The organism is Nonomuraea sp. SBT364 (assembly GCF_001083785.1).
In the GTDB taxonomy this organism is placed as follows: Bacteria; Actinomycetota; Actinomycetes; order Streptosporangiales; family Streptosporangiaceae; genus Nonomuraea.
This window is the reverse complement of sequence record NZ_LAVL01000125.1, coordinates 1-25,427: the sequence shown is the minus strand read 5'-3', so window position 1 is coordinate 25,427 and position 25,427 is coordinate 1. Positions and strand designations below refer to the sequence as shown.

Sequence of the window (25,427 nt, the reverse complement as noted above, 5' to 3'; positions counted from 1 at the left end):
CACCAGCCCACCCCCGGCGCCCACGCGCCCGGGAGCTGCCCCGCCGGTCGGCTCGGCCTCGACCTCGGCCTCGGCCGCGTCTGCGGGCGAGGCTTTCCCGTTGGGCTTCCCGGTCGCGAGCGGGGGGAGGGTGACGCCGTCGTTGGCCACTTCGAGGCGGAGGCGGCCGGCGCGGGCGGAGGTGGTGATCGTGCAGGTGGTGGCGCGGGTGTGGCGCAGGATGTTGGTGGCGGCCTCGCGGACGGCCCAGGCGAGCGCCTCGTCGGCGTGCCGGGGCAGCGGCGTGCCGGTGAGGTGCGCCTGGCAGCTGACGCCGGACGACTCCAGCAGCGCCACGGCGCGGTCCACCTCGCCGGTCAGCGACAGCGGGCGGTAGCCGCGCGCCACCTGGCGGACGTCCTGGGCCGCCTCCCTGGCCACCTTGACCAGCTCGCCGACCTCGTCCCGGGCCGCGGCGGGGTCGCGGGGGATCAGGCGCGCGGCCAGGTCGCCCTTGAGCGCGATCGCGGTGAGGCTGTGCCCCAGGCCGTCGTGCAGGTCGCGGGAGATCCGCATCCGCTCCTTGAGCACCGCCGCCTCGGCCAGCTCGGCCCTGGCCTCCTCCAGGTCGGCCGACACCCGGACGAACCGGACGAGGGCGTAGCCGAGCGCTCCGGTGATGGGCACGGTCATCAGGTAGAAGAGCATGACGACGAGGGGAAGCGCGTGGGCCAGCCCGGCCCACATGTAGACCATCATGAGCCCCACGGCGAGGCTGCCCCAGCGCAGCGGCAGGAACACCAGGGCGGTGCCGGCCAGCATCGGCGCGGCCACCGCCGAGTAGCCGCCCGGCAGCAGGAAGTCCGGCACGTACGTGACCACCGCCTGCAGCAGGGCCGTGAGCGGGAACAGCGGCGGCAGCCCGCCGCACAGGGCGGCACGCGTGTTGACGTGGTGCAGCCCGACGACGCCGGCCATCGCCGCGCTGGCCACGAGCCCGCTCACCAGCCCGCCGGTGAGGAAGTAGAGGAGCCCGATGACCGAGTACGCCACGGACACGGCCGTCAGCAGGCCGCTCGCCAGGCGTCGCGCGGAGGAGGAGGTCACGGCCATGATTATCGCCGAGGCTCCCACCTGAACCACAGCCGCAGTGCCACCAGACCGGCGACGGCCCAGACGGCCAGGTTCGGCGCGAGGGGCAGCACGTCCCCCCGGGAGACGGCGTCGACCACGGCGGACGTCGGCAGCAGCCCGAGCACGGTGTCCGCCCAGTCCGGCAGGGGGATGGGCATCGCGCCCGCGCCCACCCCGGCCAGCAGGAACACCGGCATGGTGAAGGCGGCCGCCAGCTCGGTGCGCGGGATCGCGGCGGTGTAGGCGGCGCCGAGCACGGCCATCACCGCCGAGCCCAGCACCACGGCGGCCGCGTACAGCACCGGGTCGGCCGGGAGCGGCACGTCGGCCAGCAGCCGCACCGCCACGGTGGACAGCGCGATGAGAGCCACCGTCTGGGTGACCGTGCTGGCGATCTGCCCGGCCAGGATCTGCGCGTCGGTCAGCCTGCTGGTGCGCAGCCGCTTGAGGACGAGCTGGTCGCGCCGGGCGGTCAGGGCGACGGCGATGTTCATGAACGCGGTGATCGACAGCAGGATCGCCAGCGTGCCGTGGAAGATCTCGGTGGCGGCGCTCACGCCGTCGGCGCGGACGTTGCGCATGAGCACCGGCATCCCGACGGCCAGGCCGACGGGCGTGACGACGGAGGCGACGAGCATGGCCTTGTCCCGCCAGAACAGCCGGGTGCCGAGGTGGTAGGCGGCGGCTAGGGTCATCGGGCGCTCCCGGGCAGGTCGAGGAAGAGGTCTTCGAGCGTCGCGGCGCGGACCTCCAGGCCCGCCAGCCGCAGGCCGCGCCCGGCCGCCCAGCTCAGCAGCGTCTGCGCCGCCAGGTCGGGGTCGTCGGCGCGGCAGACGGCGGTCGCGCCGTCGAGGGTGACCGGCAGCGGCAGGCTCTCCGGGTCCACCCCGGCGGGCAGCCGGAACGCCACCCGGCCGCCGCGCGCGGCCAGCGTCTCGGCCATCCCGCCGGCGGCGACGATCTCGCCCGCGTCCATGATGGCCATGGTCGAGGCCAGCCGCTGCGCCTCCTCCAGGTAGTGGGTGGTCAGCAGGACGGTGGTGCCCTGCCCGGCGAGCTCGCGGATCACCCGCCAGGTGTCGCGGCGGCCCTCGGGGTCCATGCCGGTGGTCGGCTCGTCGAGGAAGAGCACGTCCGGCCGGCCCAGCAGGGCCAGCGCCAGGTCGAGCCGCCGCTTCTCGCCGCCGGACAGCTGCCGCACCCGGGTGCCCGCCTTCGCCGACAGGCCCGCCAGCTCCAGGGCCTCGCCGCGCGGCCGGGGCGCGGCGGTGAAGCCGCGCCACGTGTCGACGGTCTGCGCCACCGTCAGGTCCGGGAAGAACCCGGCCTCCTGCAGCATGACGCCCGTGCGCCGCCGTACGGCGGCCCGGTCGGCCACCGGGTCCAGGCCGTGCACCCGCGCCGTCCCGGCGTCGGGGCGGCGCAGCCCGGTCAGCAGCTCGACGGTCGTGGTCTTGCCTGAGCCGTTCCTGCCGAGCAGCGCGAAGATCTCCCCCTCGGGCACCTCGAACGAGACGTCACGCACCGCCGGGAAGCCGCCGTAGCCCTTGGCGAGCCCCCGCGCTTGAATCGCTGTCATGGGCAAGACTCTCGCGGAGCCCGCGCCGGGACGGCAGTGAGGAATTCACGACTTGCGCGAGAGCTTCAGCAGCGCTGCGGTCACCCCTTCCGGGTCGACGAGCTGCTGCAGGTGCCGGCCGGGCGCGCGCAGCACCGGCCAGCCGCGCCGGCGCGCCTCCTCGGCCACGGTGTCGTACGGCGGCCCGTACCAGAGGCAGGAGCAGCGGACCGCGTCCCACCCGGCGGGCACCGGGACGGGGTCGGTGTAGAAGGCGAGCGGCAGGCGCGGCTGCTCGGCGGTCACCCGGGCCCGCAGGGGCGGGTCCGGCGGGAACATGGGGGCCACGTCCTGCTCGCTCCACCAGTCGGTCCAGCGCGGCAGCACGCCGCCCTCGCCGGCCAGCTCGCGCAGGAACGGCAGGAAGCCGTCCTGCGCGGCCCGCACCAGCCCGCGCGCCGGGGGCAGGTGGGCGTCGGCGAACACGCACGCGACCACCCGCTCGCCCAGCCCCTCCTTGATCACCGGCACGAACAGGCCGGCGTTGCTGTGCGCGACCAGCACGAGCGGCCCGCCGCCCGGACCGGCCGCGCGCGCACCCTCGCGCACGGCCTCGCGCACGGTTTCCGCGATCCGGGGCCAGTAGGGGGCGGGCCCGGCCGTCACGCCGGTCAGATCGGGCACCACGGCGGCGTGGCCCAGCCGCTCCAGCGCCGCCGCCACCGGGGCCCAGGTCGACGGTCCCACGCTGGGGCTGTGTACGAGCACGAACGTCATGCGTCAACCTTGCCGCACGCGGCCGGCCGGGCGGCGGCGTGTCAGCTACCGGCGATCAGACGACGAGGGGCTGCCGGGCGCCGGGCCGGGCGGCGCCGTCGTAGGCGTCCCAGGCCGCCGCCAGCCCGCGCACCGCCCGTGACAGCTCCTCCTCGCGGAACAGGAAGTGCAGCCGCAGGTGCCGGGCGTGGCCGCCGAGGGGGTCGAAGGAGCGTCCGGGCGGCACCGCGACCCCGTGCCTGAGCGCCACCTGGGAGAAGGAGTCGGCGTCGCCGCGCGGCAGCCGTACCCAGATCGTCTGCCCGCCGCCCGCGGGCTCGAACGACCACGACGGCAGGTGGGCGCGCAGCTCGGCGCACAGGTGGTCGTGGCGGGCGCGCAGCGTGGCCACGCGCGCCCGCCGGATCCCGTCCAGGCGGCGCAGCAGCGCGGCGGCGGCGAGCTGGCCCACCACCTCGCCGCCCAGGTCGTGCACGGCGCGCAGCCGGGACAGCCGCGACACCAGCGGGGCGGGGGCGCGGATCCAGCCGATCCGCAGCCCGCCCCACACCAGCTTGGACAGCGACGCGATCGTGATCACCTGTTCGCCGGGGGAGTAGGAGGCGAGCGGCGGCGGGGTCGCGCCGGTGAAGCAGAGCTCCGCGCACACCTCGTCGTCGATGAGCGGCACGTCGTGCCGGGCGGCCAGCTCGGCCAGGCGGCGGCGCTCCCCCGCGGGCATCACCGACCCGGACGGGTTGCTCGCCGTCGGCACCGCGTACACCAGGGCGGGCCGTTCCTTCATCGCGTCGGCCACGTCCGGGACGGAGCTCGCGCCGGCGGCCGGGTCGAACCGGGCCGGGCGTACGACGGCGGCGGCGTGCCGGAAGACCTCCAGCGCCCCCGGGTACGTCGGCGAGCCGGTCAGGACGACGTCGCCCGGTGTCAGCAGCAGCCCCGCCAGCAGGGTGAGCGCCTGCTGCGCGCCGTTCGTCACGATGATCTCCTGCGCGGTCGTGGGCAGGCCGCGGCCGGTGTAGTAGGCGGCCACGGCCTCGCGCAGCGCCGCGTTCCCGGCCGGCTGGTAGCCCAGGTCGCGGATGCCGGACAGGCGGGCGGCGGCCTCCGCGTAGGCCTCGGCCAGTTCCGGCGGCGGCTCGTCGGGGGCGGCGCAGGTCAGCAGCGCGACCCCGTCCGGCGGATGCAGGATGTGCATGAGCAGCGGGTTGGCGACCACGCCGTCGGCCGAGCGGGTGGCGGGCAGGTCGAGCGGGGCGACCCGGGTGCCGCTGCCCTGCCGGCGCACCACCCGGCCCTCCTGCTGGAGCAGGTCGTAGGCGGCCACCACGGTGCCCCGGCCGACGGCCAGCCGCGCGGCCAGCACCCGGTCCGGCGGCAGCGCCTCGCCGGGGGGCAGCACGCCGTCGTCGACGAGGGCCCGGAGCCGGGCGGCGAGCAGCAGGTACAGCGGCCCGCGCCCGGATGCCCATCGCCCCAGCAGGTCGATGAGATCGTCAAGATTGGCCCCATTCATGGACCAATTTTGCCAGATTGGATCTGACTTCCCGCGATTTTTCCGGACACGCTTACGGTCATGAGCGAATACCGCCGCGAAACCCGAGCGGTCCACCTGCCCCAGCCCGTCATCGAGGGCAGCCGCCCGATCGCCGTGCCCCTCTACCAGACGTCGGGATTCGTCTTCGACGACCCGGCGGTGATGGCCGACGGGATGAGCCGCCCCGACGGCTCGTTCGTCTACGGCCGCTACAGCAACCCCACCGTCCGCTCCCTGGAGGAGGCGGTGTCGGGCCTGGAAGGCGGCGTCGCCGCCATCGCCACCGGCTCCGGCATGGGCGCCATCAACACCGTCCTGCTGGGCCTGTTCAAGCCGGGCGACCACCTGATCGCCCAGCAGGCCCTGTACGGCGGGACCGCGGCGATGATCAACGACCTGACCGCCAGGTTCGGGATCGACGTCAGCTTCGTGCCCGAGCACGACCCGGACGCCCTGCGCGCGGCGGCGCGGCCCACGACCAGGCTCGTCTACCTGGAGACGATCGCCAACCCCATGGGCCGGGTCGCCGACCTGCCCGGCATGTGCGCGGCCGCCCGCGAGCTCGGCATCCCGGTCGCCGTGGACAACACCTTCGCCACGCCCATGCTCTGCCGCCCGATCGAGCACGGCGCGGACATCGTCCTGCACTCCACCACCAAGTACCTGTCCGGGCACACCGACGTGGTCGGCGGCATGGCCGTGTTCGCCGACGACGCGCTCTACCGGCGGATGTGGCACTTCGCCATCGAGCTCGGCGCGTCGGCGGACCCGTTCGCGGCCTGGCTGACGCTGCGCGGCCTGCAGACGCTCGCGCTGCGGATGGAACGGCACTGCGCCAACGCCCGCCTGCTGGCGACCAGGCTGGCCGAGCACCCGGCCGTGAGCGCCGTGCACTGGCCCGGCCTGCCGTCGCACCCGTCGTACGGGCTCGCGGGCAAGCTGCTGCCGGACTTCGGCGGCGTGCTGGCCTTCGACCTGGCCGGCGGGCGGGCCGCGGGGGAGCGGTTCATGCGCTCGGTACGGCTCGCGCTGCTGGCCCCGTCGCTGGGCGGCGTCGAGACGCTCGTCCTGCACCCGGCCACCACCTCGCACCGCGCGCTGCCGGTCGAGGAACTGGCGCGGCACGGCATCGGCGAGGGGACGGTACGGATCGCCGTCGGCATCGAGCACCCGGAGGACCTCTGGGCCGACATCGAGCAGGCTTTGACATAGCACTTAGGCATTTAGGAAAATGCCTAAGTGCTATCCGATCTGCGCGCGCTCGCCAGCGAGCCGCGGCTGCTCATCCTGAGCTGGCTCAAGGACCCGGTCGCGCACTTCCCGCCGCAGGTCTACGGCGACCTGGTCGACGACGGGGTGTGCGCGCAGTTCATCGCGAACAAGCTGAACATGACCCAGCCGAGCGCCACCGGGCACCTGAAGATCCTGGAGCGCGCCGGGCTCATCCGCGGCAGGCGGATCAGGCAGTGGGTGTTCTACCGGCGTGACGAGGAGCGGATAGCGCGGCTCAAGCGGACGATCGAGGGGGAACTGTGATGCCGGTGTCGTACGAGGACGTGGTGGCCGCAGCCGGGCGCATCGGCGGGCACGTGCTGCGCACGCCCGTCCTGGAGGTCTCGCCGGGCCGAATCCTCAAGCTGGAGCAGCTCCAGCACTCGGGGTCGTTCAAGGTGCGGGGCGCGTTCAACCGCCTGCTGTCGGCGGGCGAGCTGCCGGACAGCGGCGTGATCGCGGCCAGCGGCGGCAACCACGGGCTCGCGGTCGCCCACGCCGCCCGCGCGCTCGGGGTCCGGGCGGAGATCTTCGTGCCGGAGGTGACGAGCCCGGTCAAGGTGGCCGGGCTGCGCGCCCTCGGCGCGGAGATCACACAGACCGGGGCGATCTACTCGGAGGCGGCCGAGGCCGCCGCCAAGCGCGCCGCCGAGACGGGCGCGCTGCCGGTGCACGCCTACGACCAGCCGGAGGTCGTTGCCGGTCAGGGCACCACCGGCCTGGAGCTCATGGCCCAGACGGGCGGCGTCGACACCGTCCTGGTGGCGGTCGGCGGCGGCGGCTTCGCGGCGGGCGTCGCCGTCGGCACCGGCGCCGCCGCGGGGAACGGTCCCCGGATCGTGGCGGTGGAGCCCGAGCGGATCCCCACCTGCCACGAGGCGCTCAAGGCCGGCCGCCCGGTGCCCGTCGAGGTGAGCGGGGTGGCGGCCGACGCGCTGGGGGCCTCGCGGCTGGGCGAGCTGGCATACGGCATCCTCGCCGGCGCGGGCGCGCGCAGCGTGCTCGTCACCGACGACGCCATCGTGGCGGCCCGCCGCGCGCTCTGGGCCGAGCACCGCCTGGTGGCCGAGCACGCGGGCGCGACCGCGTACGCCGCCCTGCTGTCGGGGGCGTACGAGCCCGCGCCGGGCGAGCGGGTCGCGGTGCTGGTGTGCGGCTCCAACACCGACCCGGCGACGCTCTGACCCGGGTACGCCCGCCCGGCCTGGAGCGTCGCCGGTGGCGGTGGCGGTGGCGGCCCTACCGGTAGCTGTGCTCGGCCGCCGGGAAGGCGCCGGTGGCCACGTCGCCGGCGAACTCCCGCACGGCCCGCTCCAGGTCGGCGTCCAGGTCGGCGTAACGCTTGACGAAGCGCGCCGGGTTCGGCGTCAGGCCCATGAGGTCCTGCCAGACGAGCACCTGGGCGTCCGTGGCGGGGCCCGCGCCGATGCCGATCACGGGGATCGCCAGCGACGTGGTCACCCGCTCGGCCAGGTCGGCCGGCACGCACTCCAGCACCAGCGCGAACGCGCCCGCCCTGGCCAGGTCCTTGGCGTCGGCCATCAGCTCGTCGCCGGACTGGCCGCGCCCCTGGACCCGGTAGCCGCCGAGCGTGCCCACCGACTGCGGCGTCAGCCCGAGGTGCGCCATGACCGGCACGCCCGCCCCGGTCAGCGCCTCGACCTGCGCCAGCACGCGGCGGCCGCCCTCCAGCTTGACCGCGTGCGCGCCGGCCTCCTTCATGAAGCGGGCCGCCGACTCCAGCGCCTGCGCCGGTGACGCCTGGTAGGAGCCGAACGGCAGGTCGGCCACCACGAGCGCCCGGGACGAGCCGCGCACCACGGCCGCGGTCAGCGGCAGCAGTTCGTCGACGGTGACCGGCAGCGTCGAGTCGTGGCCGTACACGACCATCGCGGCCGAGTCGCCCACGAGCAGGACGGGGATGCCCGCGCGGTCGAACACGCGGGCCGTCATCGCGTCGTAGGCGGTGACCATGGGCCACCGCTCTCCGCGCTGCTTGGCGGCGGCGAGATCGCGGACGGTGACGCGGCGGCCGGTGACGCCGCCGTAGAGGGTCGGAGAAGACATGGGCAGCCTCCAGAAACGTCTCGAGGCGCCCCGGTGGCGTCCCCGGACTCCTCCCGATGATGTCACGCGCGGTGAACCGGTGGCGAAAGTGTCGGTACGCCTTGGCACAATGGTGCAGGAGGTAAGCAATCAAAATGGCTCTCGAACCTTACCGGCGCCTGTTCAAGCTGCCCGGTGTGGGCGTTCTGCTCCTGGTCGGCCTGCTGGCCAGGGTGCCCTCGACCGCGACGGGCATGGCCCTGACCCTGCATGTGGTCAAGGGCCTCGGGCTCGGCTACACCGAGGCCGGCGTGGTCACGATGGCGAGCACCGTCGGCATGGCCCTCGGCTCGCCGCTGTCGGGAAGGTTCGTCGACAAGTACGGGCTGCGTCCCGTGCTGATCGTCACCACGGCCGCGCAGGCCGCGTTCTGGGCGGGGGCGCCCTCGCTGCCCTATCCGGCGCTCATCCCCGCGGCGGCCGTCGCCGGGCTGCTCGGGCTGCCGGTGTTCAGCGTGATCCGGCAGTGCATGGCCGCCATGGTGCCGCTGGACCAGCGCCGCGTGGCCTTCTCGCTCGACTCGATGTTCGTCGAGCTGTCCTACATGACCGGGCCCGCGCTGGCGGTGTTCGGCCTGACCACGTTCGGCAGCGGGCCGACGCTGGCCGCCATCGCCGTCGGCCTGACCGGCTCCGGCCTGGCGCTGATCGTGCTCAACCCGCCGGTCAGGTCCGCGGCGGAGCTGGCGGAGGCGGGCGTCAAGGTGCCGCGCCGCCAGTGGATCACGCCCCGGCTGGTCGCGCTGCTCGGCACCACGGCCGCCGCCACCTTCGTGCTCACCGCCAGCGAGCTGGCCCTGGTCGGCAGCATCGAGGGCGCCGGTCAGACCGAGTGGATCGGGCTGGCGGTCGGCATCTGGTGCGTCTACTCGCTGATCGGCGGGTTCGTCTACGGCGGGCTGTCGCGCGGGTTCTCGCCGCTGGTGCTCATCGGGGGCATGGGGCTGCTGACCATCCCGGTGGGGCTGGTGCCGGGCGGCTGGTGGTGGCTGGTGCTGGCGCTGGTGCCCGCCGGTCTGCTCTGCGCGCCGTCGCTGTCGTCCACGGTCGAGGCCATGACCCGCTGGGTGCCGGCCACGGCCAGGGGAGAGGCGATGGGCCTGCACGGCACCGCCCTGCTCATCGGCGGCGCGGCCTCGGCGCCCATCGCCGGCGCGGTCATCGACACGCACGGCTCGGCCTGGGCGTTCGTCGTGGCGGGGCTGGCCGCCGTGGTGATGGTGCTGGTGGCGCTGCCGTTCTGGCGGGGCGGCGCGGCGGCCGAGCGCAGGGCCGCCCTGCCCGAGACGCCGCCGGACGAGGTCTCGCCCGAACTGACGAGAGCGCCGACGAAAGCGAACTAACGAAACGATACCGTTGCGTATCGGAATGCCTTGCGATACGGTGGCGTAGCGAAACTGTGCCGTATCGAAATTAAGGTTTCCCATGGAAGAGAACTCCGGGCACCCGCGCCGGTGGGCGATCCTCGGCGTGCTGGTGTTCAGCTTGCTGGCGGTCGTGCTCGACAACACGATCCTCAACGTGGCGATGAAGACCATCGCCGACCCCCAGGCCGGATTGGGCGCGACGCAGAGCGAGCTGGAATGGGCGATCAACTCCTACACGCTGGTGTTCGCCGGGCTGCTGTTCACCTTCGGCGTGATCGGTGACCGCACCGGGCGCAAGCGCATGCTGTTCGTCGGCATGCTGCTGTTCGGCCTGTCGTCACTGGCCAGCGCCTACGCCCAGGACCCGATGCAACTGATCCTGGCCAGGGCGGCGATGGGCATCGGCGGCGCGGCGATCATGCCCGCGACCCTGGCCATCATCTCCAACGTCTTCCCGCCCGCCGAGCGGGGCAAGGCCATCGGCTTCTGGGCCGGCGGCGTCGGCCTGGCCGTGGCGGTCGGCCCGATCACCGGCGGGCTGCTCATCGAGCACTTCTGGTGGGGCTCGGTCTTCCTGATCAACGTGCCGATCGTGCTCATCAGCATGGTGCTGATCGCCACCGTCGTGCCCGAGTCGCGGGACCCCAAGCCGTCCAGGCTCGACCCGGTCGGCGTGCTGCTGTCGATCGTCGGCCTGGTCGCCGTGGTCTACGGCATCATCCGGGGCGGCGAGCTGGCCACGATCGCCTCCGCCGAGGTGCTCGTGCCCACCCTGTTCGGCCTGGCGGTGCTGGGCGTGTTCGTCTGGTGGGAGCGGCGCATCGACCACCCGGTCTTCGACGTGCGCAGCTTCGGCAACATCCGGTTCAGCTCGGCCATCGGCATGATGGGCATCGTCTTCTTCGCGATGATGGGCGGGATGTTCTTCCTGACCTTCTACCTGCAGATCGTGCTGGGTTTCAGCCCGGTGCAGGCGGGGGCGCTGATGATCCCGTTCGCCGCGGCGCAGCTGATCTTCGCGCCGCTCAGCCAGCGCGTCACCCAGCGGTTCGGGGCCAAGCTCTCGGCGACGGTCAGCCTGACGGTGGTCACCCTGGCGATGGCCTCCTACGCCTTCTTCGACCAGAACACGCCGATCGTGCTGATCGAGGCGGTGTTCTTCGTGCAGGGCGCGGCGATGGCCAACATCATGCCGCCCGCCACCACCGCGATCATGGAGTCGCTGCCCCGCGAGAAGGCCGGCGTCGGCTCGGCCATGAGCAACACCGTCCGGCAGGTCGCGGGCGCGCTCGGCGTGGCCGTGCTCGGCTCGGTCCTGTCCTCCAGCTACCGGGGCGAGATCGCACCCGCGCTGGCGGGGCTGCCCGCCGAGGCCCAGCACGCCGGCGGCGAGTCCATCATGGCGACCGTCGAGGTCGCGCGGGCGCTGGGTGAGCGGGGCCAGGCCCTGCTGGAGCCCGCCTTCGACGCCTTCGTCCACGGCATGCACACCACGGCCTGGCTGTCGGCGGCGATCGGCGCGGTCGGCATCGCGGTGGTGGCCCGGTGGATGCCGGGAAAGCCACGGCCGGTGCCGCAGGCGGAGCAGAAGGAACCAGCGGTAGTGTGAGGTCGCGATGACCATCCGGGAACCGGCGATGGCCCGCCCAGCGGGCCGCCCACGCAGCGAGAAGGCCGAGAAGGCGATCGTCGAGGCGACCCTCGACCTGATCGCCGACGGCATGGGTGTCTCCGAGCTGTCCATCGAGGCGATCGCCGCCCGGGCAGGCGTCGGCAAGACGACCATCTACCGGCGCTGGTCCAACAAGGAGGACCTCGTCGTCGACGCCCTCGCCACGCTCAAGGCGCCGCTGCCGCCGCTGGCCGGCGAGTCGGTGCGCGACGACCTGATCGCGCTGGTCGACGTGATGCGGCAGGAGAACGGCAGGACAACGCGCTCCCGCTGCATCATGAACATCGTGATGGGCGAGGCCGACCGGCACCCGCGGCTCACCGAGCGCTTCCTCAAGCGGGCGGTCGAGCCGCGCCGGCGGGCCATGGAGGAGGTGCTCACGCGTGGCGTCGCCACCGGTGAGCTGGACGCCGGCCTGGACGTGGAGATCGGCATGGCGCTGCTGTCCGGCGCGATGATCTGGTACTCCAAGTGGGGCCCCGCCGGTGACCTCCCGGCGGACCTGGCCGAGCGCGTGGTCGACCGCGTCCTCGGGGGCCTGCTGGCCCGGCCCTGACAGGCCGGGCCCGGCCCGTCAGGGGGTGCTCTCGCGCCACCGGTTGGTGATCGGCAGCCGGCGGTCGCGGCCGAAGTTCTTCGGCGTGATCTTGGGGCCCGGCGGATACTGCCGCCGCTTGTACTCGGCCAGGTCCACCAGCCGGATCACCCGCGCCACCAGCGCGGGGTCGTGCCCGGCGGCGAGGAGCTCGCGCGAGCCCAGGTCCTTCTCCACATAGTCGTCCAGCAGCCGGTCCAGCACCTCGTACGGCGGCAGCGAGTCGGTGTCGCGCTGGTCGGGCCGCAGCTCGGCGCTGGGCTCCTTGGAGATGGAGTTCTCCGGGATCGGCTCCTCCGCCTCCAGCAGGAAGCCCGGGTCGGTGTGCGCGTTGCGCCACCGGGCCAGCTCCCACACCATCAGCTTCGGCACGTCCTTGATCGGCGCGAACCCGCCGGCCGAGTCGCCGTAGAGGGTCGAGTAGCCGGTCGCCAGCTCGCTCTTGTTGCCGGTGGTCAGCACCAGGTGGCCGTGCTCGTTGGACAGGCCCATGAGGATCATGCCGCGCACCCGGGCCTGCAGGTTCTCGGCGGCCAGGCCGGACAGATCGATCTCCTTCTCGAAGGAGTTGACGATCTCGGCGATGGGCACCACCTTCGACCGCAGCCCCTGCCGGCGCACCAGCTCCTCGGCGTCGGCCAGCGAGTGCTCGGAGGAGTAGCGCGAGGGCATCAGCACCACGTTGACCCGGTCGGGGCCGATCGCGTCGGCGGCGATCGTCGCGGTGAGCGCCGAGTCGATGCCGCCGGACAGGCCCAGGATGACCGACCGGAAGCCGTTCTTGGCCACGTAGTCGCGCACCGCGAGCACCAGCGCCGCGTAGACCTCGGCGTGCGTGCCGAGCGGCTCGGCGACGGACGCGGGCGCGGGCTCGTACGGCTCTACCGGGTCCTGCGACAGCACGAGCCGCTCCACGGTGATCGTGGAGCCGTCGCCCGCGTCGTACGGGACGGTGCCCGGCCCGGCGGCGGAGACCGGCAGCTCCAGGTCGGCGATCAGCAGCTCCTCGCGGAACTGGGCCGCCCGCGCCACCAGCTCGCCCGAATCGTTTACCACCAGCGAGTCGCCGTCGAAGACCAGCTCGTCCTGGCCGCCGACCTGGTTGACGTAGACGAGCGCGCACCCGGCCTCGCGCGCCCGGCGGGCGCACAGCTCCAGGCGGACGTCGTCCTTCTCCTTCTCGTACGGGGAGGCGTTCGGCACCACGAGCAGGCCCGCGCCGGCCTGGCCCACGACGGAGACCGGGCCGCCCTCCTGCCACAGGTCCTCGCACACCGCGATCGCCACGTCGACCCCGTGCAGCCGGAAGATCGGCAGCCGGTCGCCGCGCACGAAGTAGCGGTACTCGTCGAACACGCCGTAGTTGGGCAGGTGGTGCTTGGCCGTACGGGTGACGACCCGGCCCCGGTGCAGCAGGGCGGCCGCGTCGAGCGGGGCGCCCTTCGGCTGGCCGACCCGGGGAGCCAGGCCGGCGCGGTCGACGTAGCCGACGACCACCGGCAGCTCGCCCAGCCCCTCCTCGCGCAGCCGGACCGCCGCCGCTTCGAGGGTGGCGATGCTCGCGTCCACGAAGGACGTCCGCAGCACCAGGTCCTCGACGGGATAGCCGGTGAGGAACATCTCGGTGAACACGGCGAGGTGAGCTCCGCGGTCGGCGGCGTCGCGGGTCCACGCGACGAGCCGGTCGGCGTTGCCCGCCAGGTCGCCGACGGTCGGGTTGGTCTGTGCCAAGGCGATGCGCAGTTGTGCCACGGGCACCAGCCTAGTACGGCCCGATTTTTATCGTCAAAGCGACGAAAAGTAGGTCATCGCGGGGCGGCCGTGCCGGGGGTCACCAATCCCGACTCGTAGGCGGCCACGACGAGCTGCGCCCGCTCGAACAGGCCCAGGTGCTCCAGCAGGGCCCGCACCGCCCCGGCGACCTCCGGCTCCGGCAGCGACAGGGTCTGCGCGATCTGCTGGTTCGTCAGCCCGCGGGCCACGAGTTTGAGCACGTCGAGCCGGGAGTCGGGCAGGCCCGCCAGGGCGGGCGGCGAGCCCGGGTCGGCACGCCCGGCGAACCCCGCGATGAGGCGGGTGGTGACGGCGGGGTCGATGAGCGCGTCGCCCGCCGAGGCGGCGTGGACGGCGGCCACGAGCTGCTCGGGGGGCGAGGTCTTCAGGACGAAGCCGCTCACGCCCGCCCGGAGCGCGGCGTAGAGGTTCTCGTCGCTGCCGAAGGTGGTCATCATGATGACCTTGGGCGGGTCCGGGTCGGCGAGGATGCGGCGGGCCGCGGCCAGGCCGTCGAGGTGCGGCATCTGGATGTCGAGCAGCACCACGTCGGGGCGGGTCTCGCGGACCGCGGCGATCGCGTGCTCGCCGTCGGCGGCCTCCCCGGCGAACTCCAGCCCGGGCTCGGCGGCCAGCATCACCCGCAGGCCGGTCCGTACGAGCGCCTGGTCGTCGGCCACCAGCACGCGCAGCGGATGGGCGCCCTCGCGCGGTGCGCGGGGCGGGTAGGGGGTGGCGGGGCCCTGGGGCGCGGGGGCGTCGAGGCGCTGGGCGAGGATGTCGGCCTCCAGGCGCTGGAGGCCGGCCGTGAGGTCGAGGCCGAGCTCGTCGCGCCACAGGGCGCGGGCCCGGCGCAGGGCGGCCAGGGCGTCGCCCTGACGGCCGGTGCGGTAGAGGGCCAGGGCGAGCAGGCGCCAGGGCTCCTCGCGTAGCGGGCAGGCGGCGGCGTGCGCCTCGAGGTCGGGCACCAGCGCGGTGGCGCGGCCCAGGGCCAGACCGGCCGCCGCGCGCCGCTCCACGGCCGTCAGCCGCAGCTCCTCCAGGCGGGCCGCCTCCGTGGCCGCCCACAGCAGCTCGCCGAACTCGGCGAGCGCCGGGCCGCGCCACAGCGCCAGCGCGGTGTCGAGGGCGGCCCACACCTGCTCGGCCGTCCCCTCCGTCCTGACCAGGGCCTCGAACCGCCATGAGTCCACCTGATCCGGGCGGGCGCGCAGGGCGTAGCCGGGAGGGGCCGACACCAGCACGGCGGCCTCCTCGCGGGGGGCCCGCGCGGGTTCGAGGGCGCGGCGCAGGCGGGAGACGTAGCCCTGGATGGTCGACAGCGCCTGCGCGGGCGGACCGGCGGGCCACAGCTCGTCGATGAGCGTGCCCACGGGCACGGCGCGGCCGCCGGCGACGAGCAGGCGCGCGAGCACCGCCCGCTGCCGTTGCCCGCCCAGGTCGAGGGGGTCGGGACCGATCCAGGCCCGGAACGGCCCCAAGGCGGTGAAGGTCAGCATGGTAGGCGCAAGCGTAGGGCTCCCGGCCCTCCCGGTACAGCGGCGCCGCAGCCCCCGGGACCCCGGCGTCAGCGGCGCCGCGCCGGCCTGGTGGCCCGGGGCCTCAGCGGCGGCGGATGGCCGGGCCGAGGGCCAGCATCCCGGCGGCCGAGACGAAGCCGATGGCGCCGACCGTGAACCACAGCGCCCGCTGCCCGGCGGCCTCCAGCAGCCCGCTGCCCAGCAGCGGCGCCAGCACCGCCGCCGCCGACCAGGCGAACCCGAACAGCCCCGAGTACCGGCCGCGCAGGTGGGCGGGGGCGAGCCTGGCCACGATGGCGCCCGCGATGCCCGCCGTCACGATCTCGCCCGCCGTCCACACCGCGATCGTCACCGCCAGCCAGAACGTGGTGGTGACGAAGGCCGTCAGCGCGAACCCGACGCCCATCACCGCCAGCCCCATCGCCAGCGTCCTGGCCGGGTCGAGGCGGCCCAGCCAGCCCGACACCAGCGGCTGCACGATCACGATGAGCACCCCGTTGAGCGCCATGGCCAGCCCGAACTGCCCGGGCGTCAGCCCCGCCTTCTCCGTCATGGCCATCGGCAGCGTGGTGAACGTCTGCGAGTAGAGCAGCGCGTTGCCCAGCGTCACCAGCGTGAACCCGACCATCAGCCGGTCGCGCAGCACCATCCCGAACCCGCCGGGCGCCTCACGCTCGGCCGGCCGGGTCTCCGGGACCGCCCGCCAGACCAGCACCGCGAAGGCCACGCAGCTCACCGCGTCCACCCAGAACAGCCAGTGGAACCCGAGCTGCGCCAGCCACCCGCCCGCCGTCATGCCCACCGAGTAGCCGAGGTTGATCGCCCAGAACAGCAGCCCGTACGCGCGTGGCCGCTCCACCGGCGAGACCAGGTCGGCGACCAGCGCGTTGGACGCGGGCCGGTAGGCGTCGACGACCAGGCCGAGCACGAACATCGAGGCCAGGATCGCGGGCAGCGACGTGCTGTAGCCGAGCGCCAGCATCATCACGGCCGTGGCCAGCATGCCGCCGGCCAGCGTGGCGCGGCGCCCGATCCGGTCCGCCAGCACGCCCGCGAGGAGCTGCGACAGCAGCGACCCGGCGCCGAACACCGCCATCACCACGCCGGCCGCGGTCAGCGACAGGCCACGCGCCTGGGTCAGGTACACGCCGGTGAACGGCATCACCATGGTGCCGAGGCGGTTCACCAGGGTGCCGCCCCACAGGGCCCAGAACGGGCGGGGCAGCCCGCCCAGCCGCGAACGCAGGAAGGACGGCTTCTCGACAATCGTGCTAGTCACCAGCTAAGAGTGATATCTGGGGATTTGTCGGGGCGAACGATTTAGCGCACACTAAAAGCCATGTCGGTGACCTGGACCTTGAGGCCCGAGGACGTGGCGCGGATCCGGTTCGCGTTCTCCCCGCTGTGGGAGCTCGTGGCCAGCCTGCGCACGCTCCAGGATCCCGCCCGGCAGTCCATCCACCTGCCGTGGATCAAGTGCGTCCGGCCCCGCCTGGCCGGCCTCGACCTGGCCGAGCTCTTCGCGCTCGTGCCCGCCTCCGGCTACCTCGCCGACTTCCTCACCCCGCCGCCCGACACGCCGCTGCCCGACTTCGCCGCCGAACTCCGCCGCGTACGGGCCACCAGCCCCGCGCGGGCGGCCGGCGAGGCCGCGCGCGTGCGCGGGACCGACCGGGCGCTCATCGAGCGGTTCAGGGCCGATCCGGCGGCGGGGATCGAACGGGTCGCCGCCGCGCTGGAGGCCTACTGGCAGGCGTGCTTCGCCGAGTTCTGGCCGCGCGTCTACGGGCTGCTGGAGCGCGACGTGCTGCGCAGGTCGCGGCAGCTCGCCCAGGGCGGCGCGCGCGAGCTGTTCGCCGGCCTGGACCCGGCCGTGACGTGGACGGGGGAGCGGCTGCTCGTCGACCGGCCCTGGTGCGCCACGGGCGGGCTGCACGGCGACGGCCTGGTGCTGGTGCCGAGCGCGTTCTACTGGCCGTCGGTGGCCGTCATGTCCGCGCCGTACCAGTCGATGCTCGTCTACCCCGTGCTCGGCGTCGGCACGCTGTGGGAGAACGGGCCGCCGCCCGCCCCCGGCGCGCTGGCGGCGCTGATCGGCCGCAGCCGGGCCGCGATCCTGCTCGCGCTTGACGAGCCGAGCACCACCTCCGCGCTGGCCGGGCGCATGGCGCTCACGCCCGGCGCGGTCAGCCAGCATCTCGGCGTGCTCAGCGGCAGCGGACTGGCGGTCGGCCTGCGCGTCGGCAAGCAGGTCGTCTACCGCCGCACCTCCACCGGCGACGCGCTCGCCGCCACCGGCGCTCAGCTGTAGCGGGTGGACTCCATCAGCCAGTCGAGGTGCGCGCGCGGCGCCGCCAGGTAGGCGCACGCCACCTTGCTCACGTCCCTGGCGGTACGCGGGCCGAGGTCGTCCAGCGGCAGCCGCCGGGCCGCCTCCTGCATGTCGCGGCAGCGCTCGGCGATCCGGTCGAGCACCCAGGCCACGGCCTCGCGCTCGCCCAGGCCCAGCTCGCGCCCCGCGATCACGACCAGGTTGTGCGCGTCGCCGCGCTCCTTCGGCCGGGACGCCACGTCGTTGCACCAGGCGGTGACGTCGCTGCAGGCGTTCACCAGCTCCTGCCACGCCTCCGACCGGTGCACCCAGGCCGGCACCTCGACCCGCAGGCACGGCTCCACCAGGTCGTACAGGTAGGGCCCGACCGTGCCCCGGCGCAGCGCCGGGTAGTCGGCCAGCGACGGGACCGCGCCCGACGCCCGGTTGGCCGCCTCGGTCCGGCAGGCGTAGTGCTGGCGCTGCAGGTTGACCGCGAACCGGCGGCGCCACTGGTCGCTCATCCGCGAGCTCGTCACCCGCCACAGGTCGGCGAAGGCCGCCTCCAGCGGGTGCCCGGTCGAGCCCTCCAGCATGCCCTGGAACACCTCCAGCCGGCACGCCCCCTCGTCCAGCTCGTCGTCCAGGTGGAACAGCCAGGTCAGCCACTGCGCGAACAGCGCCGCCGCCGCCGCGTCGAACTCGGCGAACGCCCGCCCCGCCATCCGGTGGAACCCCACCCCGGCGTCGGCCCGCAGCCCGGTACGGCGCGCCCAGTCGATGACGGCCGCCTCGATCGCGTAGACCGCCGGATGCATGCGGCAGGGCGCGGCCATCGCCGGCACCCGCTCGGTCAGCGGCAGCAGCGCCAGCGCCGCCGGGGCGCCCCTGCGCGGCAACGGCAGCAGCGGTTTCCAGTGCAGCACGGACCGCAGCGCGGACCGTACAGACGCGAGCACTGTCGTGTTGCCGGTCGTGTTGCCGGTCGTGTTGCCGGTCGCGTTCCCGGTGGCGTTCACAGCGGTCCGTAGAGCCAGTTGCCGGCGGCGTTCGGATCGTCGCTCACGTAGTACTCGCGGGCGGCCAGGACCAGCTCCTCCACGGTGAGCGCGCCCCTGGCCGATCGGTCCAGCCGCTCGAAGGCCTCGTCGACGTCGTCGTAGGAGGTGCCGAACGCGGCCAGCATCGTGCGGAACTCCTTCGGGCCGACATGCCCGTCGCCGTCGATGTCGCACAGCTCGGCCACCGCCACCGCCGCCGGACGGAACACCGCGTCGTAGCCGCCGCCGGTCACGAACGCGGCGGTCATGCCCTCGCGGAAGTCCTCCCGCGACAGGCTCAGGTCGCTGTCGCGGCCGAGCGCGCCGGACAGCGCGGCCCAGATCCCGTCGAAGCTGTCGACCAGGCTGCTGCCGGTGACCGACGTTGGAGACTCCCCGAAACCCACCAGGAGGCGGGCGCCCAGCCCCAGCAGGTCCTCACGCGCCACCACGCCCGCGCCGCCGGCGTCGATGTGGTCGAAGGCCCGATCGAGCTTGTGATTGAGCAGGTCGATAGCCACCAATGCCTCCCCCGAGACTGACTGCGTGATCACAGTAAGTCCGGCCGGGCCCTTTGTCAGCGAGGCTCGCACCGGCGCCCCTCGTAACCTGTGCGAAACACGGACACGGCATGCTGATAGGAGACCTGTAATGCCACTGACGAGGGGACGCCGTGGACCGCCAGCAGGAGTTCGTGCTCCGCACCCTTGAGGAACGCGACATCCGGTTCATCCGGCTGTGGTTCACCGACGTGCTCGGCTTCCTCAAGTCCGTCGCCATCGCCCCCGCCGAGCTGGAGGGCGCGTTCGCCGAGGGCATCGGGTTCGACGGCTCGGCGATCGAGGGGTTCGCCCGCGTCTACGAGGCCGACATGCTGGCCAAGCCCGACCCGTCGACGTTCCAGATCCTGCCGTGGCGCAGCGAGACGCCCGGCGCCGGGCGCATCTTCTGCGACATCCTCATGCCCGACGGGTCGCCGTCGCACGCCGACCCGCGCTGGGTGCTCAAGCGCACGCTCGCCAAGTGCGCCGACATGGGCTTCACCTTCTACACCCACCCGGAGATCGAGTTCTTCCTGCTGAAGAACCGGCCCGAGCCCGGCGTGCGGCCCGAGCCGATCGACTCCGGCGGCTACTTCGACCACACCCCGCACAGCTCCGGCCACGACTTCCGCCGCCAGGCGATCATGATGCTGGAGTCGATGGGCATCTCGGTCGAGTTCAGCCACCACGAGGGCGCCCCCGGCCAGCAGGAGATCGACCTGCGCTACGCCGACGCGCTCACCACCGCCGACAACATCATGACCTTCCGCCTGGTCATGAAGGAGGTCGCGCTGGAGCAGGGCATCTGGGCGTCGTTCATGCCCAAGCCGTTCACCGAGCACCCCGGCTCCGGCATGCACACCCACATGTCGCTGTTCGAGGGCGACCGCAACGCCTTCTACGAGGCCGGCGCCGACTACCAGCTGTCCAAGATCGGCCGCTCGTTCATCGCCGGGCTGCTCAAGCACGCCGCCGAGATCACCGCGATCACCAACCAGTGGGTCAACTCCTACAAGCGGCTGTGGGGCGGCGCCGAGGCCATCGCCGGGCAGGGCGGCGAGGCGCCCTCCTACGTGTGCTGGGGGCACAACAACCGCTCCGCGCTCGTCCGGGTGCCCATGTACAAGCCGCACAAGGGCGGCTCGTCGCGGATCGAGTTCCGCTCGCTCGACTCCGCGTGCAACCCCTACCTGGCCTTCGCGCTCATCCTGGCCGCCGGGCTCAAGGGCATCGAGGACGGCTACGAACTGCCGCCCGCGGCCGAGGACAACGTGTGGACGCTGACCAGCGCGGAACGGCGCGCCCTCGGCATCCGGCCGCTGCCGCAGTCGCTCGACGACGCCATCGCCGTCATGGAGCAGAGCGAGCTCGTCGCCGAGACGCTCGGCGAGCACGTCTTCGACTTCTTCCTGCGCAACAAGCGCTCGGAGTGGCGCGAATACCGCCGCCACGTCACCGAGTTCGAGCTGGGGCGTTACCTGCCGGTGCTGTAAGTAAGCCCGCGCGGGACGGCGGGCGGCTTCCTCAGCGGCCCGGGCACGGGGATCAGCCGCGGCCGAGGCGGTCGGTGAGTGCGGCCAGGTCCTCGCGTAACCGGCCCAGCTCGCCGACCGCCTGACGCAGCTCGCCGAGCTCGCGGCGCATCCCGGCCAGCTCGTCCAGCGCCTGCTTCAGCTCGGCCTCGCTGCGCCGTTCCGCGGCCGCGCTCGCCTGGAAGCGTTCGACGAACCAGGAGGCGATGGCCGCGGTGACGACGCCCAGCAGCGCGATGCCCGCCGTCATGAGGCCCGCCGCCACCAGCCGGCCTTCCGGGGTGACGGGGAAGCGGTCGCCGTAGCCGACGGTGGTCATCGTGGTCAGCGCCCACCACAGGGCGTCGCCGATCGTCTTGATGTTGCCGCCGGGGTTGGAACGCTCGATGTCGAGCACCGCGACGCTGCCGACCAGGGCCAGGAACAGCGCCGTGCCGCTCACGTACACGACGGCGCGCACGCGCAGCGGCAGCCGCACCCGCGCCGAGACGACCTGGAGCAGGAGCAGGGCGCGCAGCAGCCACAGCGGCCTGAGCATCGGCAGCAGCACCACGAGCAGGGCCGGCACGTTCCTGACCACGAACCGCAGCCGGCGCGGCGCCAGCGTGAGCCGCACCCCGTAGTCCAGCGCGAACAGCGCCCAGGCGGTCACCTGGACGTACCAGAGCGCGCGGTCCACGACCGGCGGCAGCCTCTGGACGATGACGGGCAGCGCCCAGCCGGCCAGGAAGAGGACGCCGATGGTGAGGAGCGCCGGACCGGTGCGGCGCTCCCAGCGGGTCAGCCGGTCCATCCGGCCAGTCTGCACGTGCCCGCGGAGGGACGGGACGGCGGGGTCGAAGTGACCCTGGTCACTTCGACCGTGAAGTTACGTGGGCGTGGCATGCGCCCCGTATGTTTTAGCGATCACCTGAACCGTTCCACCCCGGGGGAGTGGGGAAGTTCGTGTGGGTTTGCTGCGTTATGTCGTAGCGCAGGCCCCGAGCGCTGGGAGATCAATGCTTCCAGTAAAATCGGCCTGTTCTTAATGATATTTCCGGACTTAACGCCCGATGTGGCGATATTGGAGGGTGTGGCATGACGACGGCTGCCCTGCAGACCGTGCTGACCGTTCCCGCGCGGTTCCGAGGCCCGGCGGGTGTCGCCAACGGCGGCTGGCTGGCCGGGACGCTCGCGGACGCGCTCAACGGCAAACGATCGGCGGTCGAGGTCACGCTGCACGCCCCCACCCCCCTCGACAGCGAGCTGCGGCTGGAGCACGTCGCCAACACCGTCTCCCTGTACGACGGCGACAAGCTGCTCGTCGAGGCCATCCCGGTGGCCGAGGACGTGCCGGCGCCGCCGTTCGTCGCCTTCACCGAGGCCGCCCGCGCCGAGGCCGGGTTCGCCGGGCACCGCGGGCACGCCTTCCCCGAGTGCTTCGCCTGCGGCCTGCGTGAGCCGGGCGACGGCCTGCGCATCTTCCCCGGGCCGGTGGACGGCGAGGGCCTCGTCGCGGCCGGCTGGCGGGTGCCGTTCGCGGTCGCCGACGAGGACGGCGTCCCCGTCGCGGTCGTCGGCGCCGCCCTCGACTGCGTCACCGGCTGGGCCCACTTCCAGCCCGGCGAGTCCGCCCTGCTCGGCCGCCTGGCCGTGCAGTTCCACCGGGACGTCATCCCGGGCGGCGCCTACTCGGTCGTCGGCCGCGCCACCGGCCGCGAGGGCCGCAAGCTGTTCGGTGAGAGCGCCGTCTACGAGGTCGACGGCACCCTCGTCGCCGCCGCCCGCGCCACCTGGATCGCTCCCCGCTGACTTGCCGCCCGCCCGGCCGCGCTCGGCCGGGCGAAGGGCAACCGCCATATCTCGGGATTTGTCAGGCACAATCCTGAGATATGCGCATTACCGTGATCGAGCACGAGGCCGACGCCGGGCTCGGCTACCTCGGCGGCTGGCTGGGCCTGCCCTGTGACGTGGTCCGGCCGTACCTGGGCGAGCGGATCCCCGTGAACACGGGCGACGCGCTCGTCGTGCTCGGCGGCGAGGCCGCCGCCTGGGAGGACGAGCGCTGGCCCTGGCTGCCCGCCACCCGCGAGCTGCTGCGCCGGGCCGCCACCGACGGCACCCCCACGCTCGCCGTCTGCCTCGGCGCCCAGCTCCTGACCCTGGCCTGCGGCGGCACGGTGGAGCGCGGCGGCAACGGACTGGAGGTCGGTCTGTGCGACCTGACCGCCCTGCCGGCCGCCGCCGGCGATCCGCTGTTCGCGGGCATCGCCGCGGGCGGCCGGACCGTGCCGGCCGTGCAGTACCACCGTGACGCGATGACGCGCCTGCCCGCCGGCGCGGTGCCGCTGATGACCGGCTCCCAGTACCCCAACCAGGCCTACCGGCTCGGCCGGGCGGCCTGGGCGGTGCAGTTCCACCCCGAGGCGACGCCGGAGATCTTCGCCTCGTGGACGTCCGCCACCGGCCTGGAGGGCGCCGACCGGCACGACGAACGGGTCCGCGCCTCGGCCGCCGCCCTCGAAGCCGCCTGGCGTCCGATGGCGGAAGCCTTCACCGAGGTGGTCCGCACCGCCCCCTCCAGGGTCCCGGCAGCTGAGCTGCCCTCCGCGAGGTAGCCTCGCGCCCGCTCGGCGGGCGAGGGTACGGCCGTGCGCCAACCCTCAGCCGATCGTGCGCGGGTTCCGTCAGGGTCGTGGCTGTCACCCAGCATGGAGGAACAGCGATGCGAGCCCTGATCCACGACCCGGACCTCACCTTCGGCGTGGTGCCCGACCCGGTGCCCACGCCCTCCCAGGCGCTGGTGCGGGTGGCGTCCTTCTCGCTCAACTTCGGTGAGGTCGCCTACCGGAGCGCGGACGTCCGGCCCGGCCACGTCCCGGGATGGGACGCCGCCGGGGTGGTCGTCCGGGCCGCCGCCGACGGCTCGGGTCCCGCCGCCGGCGCCCGCGTGGTCACGTTCGGCTGGTCGGGGGCCTGGGCGGAGCTGCGTGCCGTGGACACCGCCGAGCTGGCCGTCGTTCCCGAGGCGGTCGACCTGGGGACGGCCGGCGCGCTGCCGGTCGCCGGGGTCGCGGCGCTGCAGGCGGTCCGCCGGCTCGGCCCGCTGACCGGCCGCCGTGTCCTGGTCACCGGGGCGTCCGGCGGCGTCGGCCGCTACGCCGTACAGCTCGCCGCCCGTGAGGGGGCGCGTGTCGTCGCCTCCGTCGGCAGCCCCGCCCGCGCGGAGGGCCTGCGCGAGCTGGGCGCGGCGGAGATCGTGCGCGGTCCGGAGAACCTGGAGGGCCGCGTGTACGGCGTGCTGGACAACGTGGGCGGGCGGCAGCTCACGCAGGCGTTCTACCGGCTGGAGGACGACGGCGTGGTAATGGCCGTGGGGCGGGCGGCCCGCGAGGCCGCGGTCATCGACTTCGAACTGGCGGGCACCCGCTCGGCGCGGGGGCGGATCGAGAACTTCAACGTGACCACGCCGTTCGGCGACGACCTCGCCCACCTGGTCGGGCTGCTGGCGGCCGGCGAGCTGGACGCGCAGATCGGCTGGCGAGGGCCGTGGGACAAGGCGAAGGAGGCGGCCGAAGCCCTGCTCGCCCGCCGCGTCGCCGGGAAGGCCGTCCTGGATCTGTGACACGTCGCGGACCGGCGGGGCCCGTTCATTCCTCGCCGGCGTGCGGATCCCCGGTGGTCGATCCCGCCGGGCCGCCGCGCGGGCGGGCCGGCCGGCGGGGTGTGGTGACGGCGTGGGCGACGGCCTGAATGCCGGCCACCAGCAGGGGGAACGCCGCAGCCGCCGCCCAGCCGGCCGTCCCGCCGGAGACGGGTACCCCGGCGGCCTTCAGGCGGCGCCAGGCCCACACCGAGTACGGGATCACCACCAGCGGCGCCGTCACCACCCCCGGCGTGTAGCCGCGGGTGGCGGCGGCCTGGGCCAGATGCACCACCCCGTGCGCCCCGAAGCCCAGCAGCGCCGCCTGGAAGGTGGCGCTGCGCCCGCCGGTGCGCGCCCCCAGGGCCGACGCGCCCGCCATCACCCCGCCCATCAGCCCGATGGCCACGTTGACGTGCCGCTGCGACACCTCCAGACGCTCCCACGGCACCCCGGGGAACCGCTTCTCCAGGCGGGGCCGGGCCGCGCGGGCCCACGTGGCCATGGTGGCCAGCTCCTCGGCGTCATGCGCCACCCAGGCCGCGAGCAGCCCCCACGTCACCGTCGCCGGAACCCTGTCCATGCTCGACCTCCCAAACACAACGCAACGTTGCGTTGTACTCTAGGCCCCGCGGCTGAGGGCCTGTCAAGATGGAGGGGTGCCCAGGATCGAGTCCACCGCCGCGCGCCTCGCCAAGCTCGGATTCGCCGACGGAGCCACGGCGGCCCGGCTCGTCCAGCAGGCCCCGGCCGAGCTCGCCGACCTGCTCGAAGCGCTCGTCCGCGTCGCCGACCCCGACCTGGCGCTGGCCTCCCTCGCCCGGCTCGCCGAGCGCGACCCGGGCGCCCTGGCCCGGCTCCGCGACGACGCCCGGCTCCGGGAGCGGGTCCTGGCCGTCCTCGGCGTCAGCGCCGCCCTGGGCGATCACCTGGTACGCCATCCCGGCCACCTGGGCCTGCTGGCCGAACCCCGCCTCGCAGGGCGCGGGACGCGAGTCGTGCGCGGGCCTCGGGTCGCGGGCGAACGGGAGGGCGGCGAACACGTCGCGCACCCGGGCGGGCAGCCACGACCTGCCGCGGTCGTCGGCACCGT

General features: G+C 73.9%; 24 protein-coding genes and 1 pseudogene. 12 read left to right on the top strand and 13 right to left on the bottom strand.

Going from position 1 to position 25,427, the window contains the following annotated elements; genetic code table 11:
* The 5 genes from ADY59_RS35560 to yczR form a co-directional block, all read right to left on the bottom strand.
* A partial coding sequence (locus ADY59_RS35560) for a sensor histidine kinase (RefSeq protein ID WP_197094014.1) occupies nucleotides 1-1,086 on the bottom strand: 1,086 nt, incomplete at its 3' end.
* 8 nt (nucleotides 1,087-1,094) lie between these two features.
* Nucleotides 1,095-1,808: an ABC transporter permease gene (locus ADY59_RS35555; RefSeq protein WP_049571940.1), complete on the bottom strand. Its 714-nt coding sequence runs from the start codon at nucleotides 1,806-1,808 to the stop codon at nucleotides 1,095-1,097.
* Nucleotides 1,805-2,692 carry an ABC transporter ATP-binding protein gene (locus tag ADY59_RS35550; protein WP_049571937.1) on the bottom strand — a complete coding sequence of 296 codons (888 nt, stop codon included), beginning with the start codon at nucleotides 2,690-2,692 and terminating at the stop codon, nucleotides 1,805-1,807. Before ADY59_RS35550 ends, ADY59_RS35555 begins: the two co-directional genes overlap by 4 nt.
* 45 nt (nucleotides 2,693-2,737) lie before the next feature.
* Entirely contained in the window at nucleotides 2,738-3,448 is a 711-nt protein-coding gene (locus ADY59_RS35545; protein ID WP_049571936.1) for a hypothetical protein, read from the bottom strand.
* 55 nt (nucleotides 3,449-3,503) lie between these two features.
* Entirely contained in the window at nucleotides 3,504-4,961 is a 1,458-nt protein-coding gene (gene yczR, locus ADY59_RS35540) for an aminotransferase-like domain-containing protein (protein ID WP_049571933.1), read from the bottom strand.
* Between the two features lie 60 nt (nucleotides 4,962-5,021).
* Here yczR and ADY59_RS35535 point away from each other — a divergent pair, with 60 nt between their 5' ends.
* The 3 genes from ADY59_RS35535 to ADY59_RS35525 are packed head-to-tail and all read left to right on the top strand — an operon-like array spanning nucleotide 5,022 to nucleotide 7,438.
* Nucleotides 5,022-6,194, top strand: coding sequence for a trans-sulfuration enzyme family protein (locus ADY59_RS35535; RefSeq protein WP_049571930.1), 1,173 nt, complete (start codon nucleotides 5,022-5,024; stop codon nucleotides 6,192-6,194).
* Nucleotides 6,195-6,221: 27 nt separating this feature from the next.
* Complete coding sequence (locus ADY59_RS35530; RefSeq protein ID WP_049571928.1) at nucleotides 6,222-6,518, top strand: ArsR/SmtB family transcription factor; 297 nt, start codon at nucleotides 6,222-6,224, stop codon at nucleotides 6,516-6,518.
* Nucleotides 6,518-7,438, top strand: a complete 921-nt coding sequence (locus tag ADY59_RS35525) for a threonine/serine dehydratase (RefSeq protein ID WP_049571925.1) — start codon at nucleotides 6,518-6,520, stop codon at nucleotides 7,436-7,438. The genes ADY59_RS35530 and ADY59_RS35525 overlap by 1 nt, the downstream gene beginning before the upstream one ends.
* 55 nt (nucleotides 7,439-7,493) lie before the next feature.
* Here the strand turns inward: ADY59_RS35525 and panB are convergent, their stop codons facing one another.
* Nucleotides 7,494-8,321, bottom strand: coding sequence for a 3-methyl-2-oxobutanoate hydroxymethyltransferase (panB, locus tag ADY59_RS35520; protein WP_049571923.1), 828 nt, complete (start codon nucleotides 8,319-8,321; stop codon nucleotides 7,494-7,496).
* A gap of 134 nt (nucleotides 8,322-8,455) precedes the next feature.
* Between panB and ADY59_RS35515 the strand changes: the two genes are divergently transcribed.
* The 3 genes from ADY59_RS35515 (at nucleotide 8,456) to ADY59_RS35505 (ending at nucleotide 11,955) form a co-directional block, all read left to right on the top strand.
* On the top strand, nucleotides 8,456-9,703 hold the full coding sequence (locus ADY59_RS35515; RefSeq protein WP_063780888.1) for an MFS transporter: 1,248 nt from the start codon (nucleotides 8,456-8,458) through the stop codon (nucleotides 9,701-9,703).
* Between the two features lie 82 nt (nucleotides 9,704-9,785).
* Nucleotides 9,786-11,336: an MFS transporter gene (locus ADY59_RS35510; RefSeq protein WP_049571920.1), complete on the top strand. Its 1,551-nt coding sequence runs from the start codon at nucleotides 9,786-9,788 to the stop codon at nucleotides 11,334-11,336.
* Nucleotides 11,337-11,343: 7 nt separating this feature from the next.
* The gene (locus ADY59_RS35505) at nucleotides 11,344-11,955 is read left to right on the top strand and encodes a TetR/AcrR family transcriptional regulator (RefSeq protein WP_049571917.1); all 612 of its coding nucleotides are present in this window, start codon (nucleotides 11,344-11,346) and stop codon (nucleotides 11,953-11,955) included.
* 18 nt (nucleotides 11,956-11,973) lie between these two features.
* Here the strand turns inward: ADY59_RS35505 and ADY59_RS35500 are convergent, their stop codons facing one another.
* From ADY59_RS35500 to ADY59_RS35490, 3 genes are all read right to left on the bottom strand, one after another.
* Nucleotides 11,974-13,746, bottom strand: a complete 1,773-nt coding sequence (locus tag ADY59_RS35500) for an NAD+ synthase (protein ID WP_049571954.1) — start codon at nucleotides 13,744-13,746, stop codon at nucleotides 11,974-11,976.
* A 53-nt stretch (nucleotides 13,747-13,799) separates the two neighbouring features.
* Entirely contained in the window at nucleotides 13,800-15,266 is a 1,467-nt protein-coding gene (locus tag ADY59_RS53785; RefSeq protein ID WP_049571915.1) for a BTAD domain-containing putative transcriptional regulator, read from the bottom strand.
* A 103-nt stretch (nucleotides 15,267-15,369) separates the two neighbouring features.
* Nucleotides 15,370-16,566, bottom strand: coding sequence for an MDR family MFS transporter (locus ADY59_RS35490; protein WP_049571912.1), 1,197 nt, complete (start codon nucleotides 16,564-16,566; stop codon nucleotides 15,370-15,372).
* Nucleotides 16,567-16,626: 60 nt separating this feature from the next.
* On the opposite strand from ADY59_RS35490, the gene ADY59_RS35485 reads away from it, so the two are divergent.
* On the top strand, nucleotides 16,627-17,598 hold the full coding sequence (locus ADY59_RS35485) for a DUF5937 family protein (protein ID WP_049571909.1): 972 nt from the start codon (nucleotides 16,627-16,629) through the stop codon (nucleotides 17,596-17,598).
* Here ADY59_RS35485 and ADY59_RS35480 read toward each other — a convergent pair.
* Both ADY59_RS35480 and ADY59_RS50565 read right to left on the bottom strand, forming a co-directional pair.
* Nucleotides 17,589-18,617, bottom strand: coding sequence for a terpene synthase family protein (locus ADY59_RS35480; RefSeq protein WP_049571907.1), 1,029 nt, complete (start codon nucleotides 18,615-18,617; stop codon nucleotides 17,589-17,591). The two genes, ADY59_RS35485 and ADY59_RS35480, sit on opposite strands and share 10 nt — an antisense overlap.
* Nucleotides 18,614-19,159: an EF-hand domain-containing protein gene (locus ADY59_RS50565; protein WP_049571952.1), complete on the bottom strand. Its 546-nt coding sequence runs from the start codon at nucleotides 19,157-19,159 to the stop codon at nucleotides 18,614-18,616. The genes ADY59_RS35480 and ADY59_RS50565 overlap by 4 nt, the downstream gene beginning before the upstream one ends.
* 152 nt (nucleotides 19,160-19,311) lie before the next feature.
* Between ADY59_RS50565 and ADY59_RS35470 the strand changes: the two genes are divergently transcribed.
* Nucleotides 19,312-20,673: a glutamine synthetase family protein gene (locus ADY59_RS35470; RefSeq protein WP_049571904.1), complete on the top strand. Its 1,362-nt coding sequence runs from the start codon at nucleotides 19,312-19,314 to the stop codon at nucleotides 20,671-20,673.
* A 52-nt stretch (nucleotides 20,674-20,725) separates the two neighbouring features.
* Here ADY59_RS35470 and ADY59_RS53550 read toward each other — a convergent pair whose 3' ends face one another.
* Nucleotides 20,726-21,505 (bottom strand): potassium channel family protein, encoded by a 780-nt coding sequence (locus ADY59_RS53550; RefSeq protein WP_063780887.1) that lies wholly within the window; start codon nucleotides 21,503-21,505, stop codon nucleotides 20,726-20,728.
* Nucleotides 21,506-21,789: 284 nt separating this feature from the next.
* On the opposite strand from ADY59_RS53550, the gene ADY59_RS35460 reads away from it, so the two are divergent.
* The 3 genes from ADY59_RS35460 (at nucleotide 21,790) to ADY59_RS35450 (ending at nucleotide 24,316) form a co-directional block, all read left to right on the top strand.
* The gene (locus ADY59_RS35460; protein ID WP_049571901.1) at nucleotides 21,790-22,503 is read left to right on the top strand and encodes a PaaI family thioesterase; all 714 of its coding nucleotides are present in this window, start codon (nucleotides 21,790-21,792) and stop codon (nucleotides 22,501-22,503) included.
* Nucleotides 22,504-22,583: 80 nt separating this feature from the next.
* Nucleotides 22,584-23,309, top strand: a complete 726-nt coding sequence (locus tag ADY59_RS35455) for a type 1 glutamine amidotransferase (protein WP_049571898.1) — start codon at nucleotides 22,584-22,586, stop codon at nucleotides 23,307-23,309.
* 107 nt (nucleotides 23,310-23,416) lie between these two features.
* Entirely contained in the window at nucleotides 23,417-24,316 is a 900-nt protein-coding gene (locus tag ADY59_RS35450; RefSeq protein ID WP_049571895.1) for a zinc-binding dehydrogenase, read from the top strand.
* Between the two features lie 25 nt (nucleotides 24,317-24,341).
* Here the strand turns inward: ADY59_RS35450 and ADY59_RS35445 are convergent, their stop codons facing one another.
* Nucleotides 24,342-24,917 (bottom strand): HXXEE domain-containing protein, encoded by a 576-nt coding sequence (locus ADY59_RS35445; RefSeq protein WP_049571892.1) that lies wholly within the window; start codon nucleotides 24,915-24,917, stop codon nucleotides 24,342-24,344.
* Nucleotides 24,918-24,993: 76 nt separating this feature from the next.
* Here ADY59_RS35445 and ADY59_RS35440 point away from each other — a divergent pair.
* Nucleotides 24,994-25,427, top strand: a pseudogene (locus ADY59_RS35440) (hypothetical protein); the annotation flags it as partial.